The sequence below is a fragment of the Cohnella lubricantis genome, from assembly GCF_014212015.1.
GTDB lineage: Bacteria > Bacillota > Bacilli > Paenibacillales > Paenibacillaceae > Cohnella > Cohnella lubricantis.
In genome coordinates, this window is record NZ_JACJVN010000010.1 from 1 (window position 1) to 5,910 (window position 5,910).

The 5,910-nt window shown below is 61.5% G+C and carries 6 protein-coding genes; 1 reads left to right on the forward strand and 5 read right to left on the reverse strand.

Annotated elements, in window-relative coordinates; translation table 11 throughout:
• The 4 genes from H4Q31_RS02090 to H4Q31_RS02105 form a co-directional block, all read right to left on the reverse strand.
• The coding region (locus H4Q31_RS02090; RefSeq protein WP_185177418.1) for a DNA topoisomerase 3 at positions 1–1,998 on the reverse strand (1,998 nt) is incomplete at its 3' end.
• Positions 1,999–2,148: 150 nt separating this feature from the next.
• Complete coding sequence (locus H4Q31_RS02095; protein WP_185177419.1) at positions 2,149–2,679, reverse strand: hypothetical protein; 531 nt, start codon at positions 2,677–2,679, stop codon at positions 2,149–2,151.
• 253 nt (positions 2,680–2,932) lie between these two features.
• Positions 2,933–3,775, reverse strand: coding sequence for an aldo/keto reductase (locus H4Q31_RS02100; protein ID WP_185177423.1), 843 nt, complete (start codon positions 3,773–3,775; stop codon positions 2,933–2,935).
• 25 nt (positions 3,776–3,800) lie between these two features.
• Positions 3,801–5,000: an MFS transporter gene (locus H4Q31_RS02105; protein WP_185177420.1), complete on the reverse strand. Its 1,200-nt coding sequence runs from the start codon at positions 4,998–5,000 to the stop codon at positions 3,801–3,803.
• Positions 5,001–5,156: 156 nt separating this feature from the next.
• Here H4Q31_RS02105 and H4Q31_RS02110 point away from each other — a divergent pair, with 156 nt between their 5' ends.
• Entirely contained in the window at positions 5,157–5,519 is a 363-nt protein-coding gene (locus H4Q31_RS02110; RefSeq protein WP_185177421.1) for a winged helix-turn-helix transcriptional regulator, read from the forward strand.
• A 251-nt stretch (positions 5,520–5,770) separates the two neighbouring features.
• Here H4Q31_RS02110 and H4Q31_RS02115 read toward each other — a convergent pair.
• Positions 5,771–5,910, reverse strand: a 140-nt coding sequence (locus H4Q31_RS02115) for a YwbE family protein (RefSeq protein ID WP_185177422.1), incomplete at its 5' end; no start/stop codon positions are given.

The following is a 5,910-nucleotide window of genomic DNA, read 5'->3' on the forward strand; positions in this document are numbered from 1 at the left end:
GCCCTGCCCGCCGCCAGCGCCTGCCGCGGCGGCCTCCTTCGCGCCCCGCGCTCCGCCGGCGCGGCGCGAACCGCCCTTGCCCTTGCCGCCGGCAGCCGCCGGCTCCGGCCGGGCGAAAGCGCTCTTGACCGCGGGCCGCTGCACGCGCACCTTGTCAATGATCTGCACCGTGAACCGCTTCACATTGTTCATGAACTGCTCCGCCGACGCCTGACCGCGCGCGATCTCGTTCAGCCGCTTCTCCCACGCGCCGGTCATCTCCGGCGACGTGAGCAGCTCGACGCCCGCGCCGCGGATAAGCTCGACGGCGGTGCGCCCCTTGGGCGTGATGACGATCTTCTTGCCTTGCATGTCGATATACCCGACCTGCTTCAGCCGCTCGATCGTCGCCGCGCGCGTCGCCGGCGTGCCGAGGCCGCTGTCCTTCATCGCGTCGCGCAGTTCGTCGTCCTCGATCTGCTTGCCCGCGCTCTCCATCGCCTTCAGCAGCGTGCCTTCGGTGAAAGCCTTCGGAGGCTGCGTCTCCTTCGTCTTCACTTCCGCGTTCGCGCAGGCCACCGGCTGCGAAGCGTCCAGCTCGAACGAACCGTCGGTCTCCTCCTCTTCCTCCGGTTCCTGCTCGCCGTCCGCCTTGCTCTTGCCTTTGCGCGATCCGGCGCCGCCAGCGCCCGCATCGCCGCCGTCTTTTCCCCCATCGGCATAGATCGCCTTCCAACCCAGCGATAACAGCTGCTTAATCGTCGTCTTGAAGCGCTCCTGCTCCACGACCGTCAGCACCGTATGCACCTTGTACTCCGCCGCCGGGTAGAAGTGCGACAGGAACCGCCGCACGATCAGATCGTAGATCTTCCGCTCGTCGGGGCTGAGCGTGCCCGGGCGCTTCATCGTCGGCATGATCGCATGGTGGTCCTCGACCTTCGACGGGTTGCACACCGCCTTGTTGTTCTTATGCACGAAGCGCTTCTCCGCGCCTGCAGCCATCTGGCCGTATTCCGGCACGCTCTTCAGCATGTCGGCGATCCGGTGCATCTCCGGGATGTTCTGCTCATTCACGTAGTTGGAGTTCGTCCGCGGATACGAGATGACCTTGTGCTTCTCATAGAGCGCCTGTGCGACATCGAGCGTCTTCTTCGCCGGGAAGCCGTACTTGCCATTCGCCTCCCGCTGCAGCAGCGTCAGGTCGTACAGCTTGAACGGGTACTCCTTCGTGTCCTTGACCTCGTAGCTCTCGACCGTGCCGGTCTTGCCCTTCACCTTCTCGGCGATCGCCTGCGCCTTCGCTTCGTCGGTGATCCGGTCGCCCTGCCACAGGCCGCGGTAGGTCGTCGTGTTCCCTTGCTCGAAGAAGGCGTTCACCTCGTAATACTTCAGGGAATCGAACGACTCGATCTGCTTCTGCCGATCGTAGATGAGCGCCAGCACGGGCGTCTGCACCCGGCCGACCGACAGCAGCTCGTTGTGCTTCGTCGTGAACGCGCGAGAGCCGTTCATGCCGATGAGCCAGTCCGCCTCGCTCCGCGCACGCGCCGCTTCCGTCAGGTTCGCGTACTCGGCGTCGCTCTTCAGCTCGTCGAAGCCGCGCCGGATCGTCTCGGCTGTGAGGTCCGAGATCCACAGGCGGCTGACCGGCTGCAGCAGCTTGAGGTGGCGTCTAATGAGCGAGAAAATATGCTGTCCTTCACGCCCGGCGTCGCAGGCGTTCACGAGCCGGTCGCAGCGCGCCGCGAGCTCCTTGATGACGGTGAGCTGATCTTTGGTTTTCGGATTCGGCAGCAGCTTGAACTCTTCCGGGATGATCGGCAGGTCGCCGAAGTTCCACTTCTTGTATCGCTCGTCGTAGCGATCCGGCTCCGCCAGTCCGATCAGATGGCCGATCGCCCACGTGATGATATACTGTTCTCCCTCCAGATAACTCCGCATATTCTTCGCCTTCGGCTCGATGACCGACGAGATGTTGCGGCCCATGTCCGGCTTCTCCGCGATGACCAACGTTTTCACAGGGCACGTTTCCTTTCGGGATAATCTAGTTTATTCGCTCGTCTGCGCGTTTAGCTCTATTCTATCATATCTAACGGCGGCGCCTCCGGGGCTTTTGGCATACGCCATACCGCCTGGCGAGCGAGCGCTCCCGGCTTCAGGAGAATCGGATCAGCCGCCGGGATTCATATCGATAGAGATGAACCGTCCCCCTGCATCTTGGCGGTAGGCGATCGTGACCTGCGAACCCCCGGGCGTGTCGACTGCATACTCCTTATACCTCGCGGCGTATCTATCTTCACGTTCATCGCAGCGATAATTGACGATATCTCCGCCCTCCTTCAGACGCGCCAGCTCCTTGTCATAGAAGGATTTGAACTGAGAGGCGTCCACATAAGTGAAATAGAACGGAGAACACCCGTCTTCTCGTCCAAGAATAACCGTTCTTCTCGGAAGAGGAATCGATAGGCCGCTCTGCTCATCCGCGTATTCGCATTGATAGGAGCGGCTCGCGAACAGATAACTTTTGGCATAGAGATTGAATTCGGCGTTCCAGAAGTAGCATTGGATCAGCAGGAGGACGGGCAACGCAGCGATTAGTATATACCGGGCGGCTCTCCTCCGTTTGATGAGAAGAAGCGCGGCGACGAGGACGATCAGCCCCAATACCATGAAGAACGTATAGGGTATATATAAGGACAAGTTCCCCGCCTCCGCTCCTGTTCAAAAAAAATGAACTGCCTATTCGTAGTATATATGACGAAGGCCGAAGGCGGGTTGAAATGCAAAAAAAGGCGAATCGGATACTCGTTCCCGACTCGCCTCATGGCCATTATCGCCATAACGGAACGCCGTTCCGTTATCTCGCGTAGACCCTATTGCAGCTCGACGATAACGGAACATCGTTCCGCTATCGCTGCAGAGCGGCGGCAGAGCTGCCAAGAGAGTTCTCCAATTAGAAATCAATATTGTCCGGATCCGGCCCGACCCGCCGATTCTGGTTCAGCGCGTCGATGCGCGCCATCTCCTCGGCCGACAGCTCGAAGTCGAACACCGAAGCGTTCTCCTGGATGCGATGCTCCTTGGTCGACTTCGGAATCGTTACGACGCCGTGCTGCAGATCCCAGCGGATGATGACTTGCGCGACGGACTTGCCGTGCTTCGCCGCAATCTCTTGGATCGTCGGCTCGCCGAGCAGCTGGCCCTGCGCCAGCGGAGACCAAGCTTCCGCCTGAATGCCCTTCTCCGCGCAGAAGCTTCTCAGCTCTTGCTGCGTCAGATGCGGGTGGAATTCCACCTGGTTGACGGCCGGCACGATCTCGGCATCCTTCATCAGATCCTCGAGATGATGGATTTGGAAGTTGCTCACGCCGATCGCCTTCACGCGGCCCGCCTTATACAGCGTCTCCAGCGCGCGCCAGGCGTCTTGATATTTGCCCGCGACCGGCCAGTGGATGAGGTATAGGTCGAGGTAGTCGAGACCGAGACGCTCCAGACTTGCTTCATATGCGGCCAGCGTCGATTCATAGCCGAGGTCCGCGTTCCACACTTTCGAAGTGACGAACAGATCCTCCCGCCGCAGCCCCGTCTCCGCCAGCGCTTCGCGGATCGCCTGCCCGACGCTCCGCTCGTTGCCGTAGATCGCGGCCGTATCGATGCTCCGGTACCCGTGCCGAACCGCGGCCTTGACCGCGTCGACCAGCTCCTGCCCTTCCTCTACTTTGAAGACGCCCAGTCCCAGCCAAGGCATCTTGACGCCGTTGTTCAATGTTGTTGTGTCCTGCAGATTGTTTGCGATGCTTGCCATGTTGATGATTCCTCCTCTATTGTGATAAGCCTGTTATCCTATCGCGCCGCTCCAACCCCCGGCTCCAAGCCGTCAGCGCGACCGCGGCGGCGACCATCAAGGCGCCGATCCACGCCGTGTGCACCAGCCCCATCCGCTCCTCCGCGAGGCCGCCGACATAGGCGCCAAGCGCGATGCCCGCGTTGAACGCGGCGATATTCATCGCCGAGGCGACATCCTTCATCGCCGGGACGAAGCGCTCCGCCAGCACCACCACATACGACTGCAAGCCCGGCACGTTCATGAACGCGAACAGCCCCATGAAGAAGATGACGACCAGCGCCGGCCCCTTGAACGGTGCCGCGAACGTCAGCAGCAGCAGGACGACCGCCTGCGCGGCGAACATGTAGAACAGCGCGTTGATCGGCTTGCGGTTGGCCGCCCGGCCGCCGATCAAGTTGCCGATGGCGATGGCGACGCCGTAGAGCAGCAGGATGACGGCGGTCGTTCTCTCGCTGAACCCGGTAATATCGTGCAGCAGCGGGGACAGATAAGTGAAGACGACGAACGTCCCCCCATAGCCGAGCGCCGTAATGACGAACACCAGCAGCAGCCGTCCGTTCGCGAGCAGCTTCCCTTGGTCGCGCATCCGAACGGACGTGCCGCGGCGCAATCCGGCGGGCACGAGCAGCGCGTTGGCGAGGAACGCCAGCGCTCCGACGGCGACGATCGCCGCGAAGGACCAGCGCCAGCCCCACTCCTGCCCGATGAACGTGCCGAGCGGCACGCCTGTCACCGTCGCGACGGTGAGGCCGGAGAACATAATGGAGATCGCGCTGGCGCGGCGGTTCTCCGGCACCAGATCGGCGGCGATCGTCGAGCCGATCGACATGAAGACGCCGTGGGCGAAGGCGGAGACGACACGCCCGATGAGCAGCAGCGCGATGCCTTGCGCGCCTGCCGCTAGGCTGTTCCCCGCGATGAAGACGACCATGATCCAGAGCAGCAGCATTTTGCGAGGCACACGGGCCGTTAACGACGTCAAGATCGGAGCGCCGACCGTCACGCCAAGCGCGTACAGCGTAACCGTCAGGCCCGCGATGCGGACGGATATATGCAGGTCGTCAGCGATCAGAGGCAGCAGCCCGACGCTGATGAACTCGGTTGTTCCGATAGCAAAGGCGCTAACCGCGAGCGCGATGAGCGCCAAGACACTTTTGCGATGCGAGTCAGTCAAGTATTTCCACCTCTCATGCTGTGGTATGCACCGGCCGGTAAGTGCTAGTATGAGGGATGCGATACATTATGGGTAGTACGTACTTTGGAGTGCTATAGGTACCTTGAAGTGCTATAGGCACTTTTAAGTGCCCTGCCGACAGGGGAGGCATTATAGATGGAAAAGAAGAAATACAACATCTCCGTCGAAGCGACGCTTGAGGTGATCGGGGGCAAGTGGAAGTGCGTCATTCTGTGCCATCTCACGCACGGCAAGAAGCGGACGAGCGATCTGAAGCGCCTCATGCCCGCCATCACGCAGAAGATGCTGACGCAGCAGCTGCGCGAGCTCGAGGACGACGGCATCGTGAACCGCATCGTCTACAATCAGGTGCCGCCGAAGGTGGAGTACGAGCTCAGCCCGTATGGCTGGAGCCTGAAGCCGATTCTCGATTCGCTCTGCGCCTGGGGCGAGCAGCATATCGTGAAGGCGTATGGCGACAAGTACGCTGTGCTGGAGGACAACATCCTGAACCGGTGATGGCTGGTCGATAACAGAAGGAAAGCCCGCCTGTTCGCCTAAGCGGCGTTCTGGCGGGCTGTTCTTCGTGAGGGCGCGCGTCGGCTCGCTCGGCCTCGGTTGTGATCTTCGTGCGAGGCGCGTCAGCGTTGACCGCCCTCGGACAGGAGCTTCGCGCAGGGCGTGTCGTTCGCTCGGCCTCGCCATGAGCTTCGCGCAGGGCCGTCGGCGTTGATCGACCTCGAACAGGAGCTCGGCAGGGCGCGTCGGCTCTACTCGCCTTCGGCTTGAATGTTCTGCACGCGGCCAACTTGGCCATCCGTCAGCCTCACTTTAATGCCGTGCGGATGGAACGCCGAGTTCGTCAGCAGATCTTTGACCACGCCGCGCGTCAGCGCACCGGTGCGCTGGT

What these genes read in the sequence shown, in the direction of transcription:
- H4Q31_RS02110 (WP_185177421.1), top strand. Translation starts at nt 5,157, where the DNA reads ATGGAAAAGAAGAAATACAACATCTCCGTCGAAGCGACGCTTGAGGTG.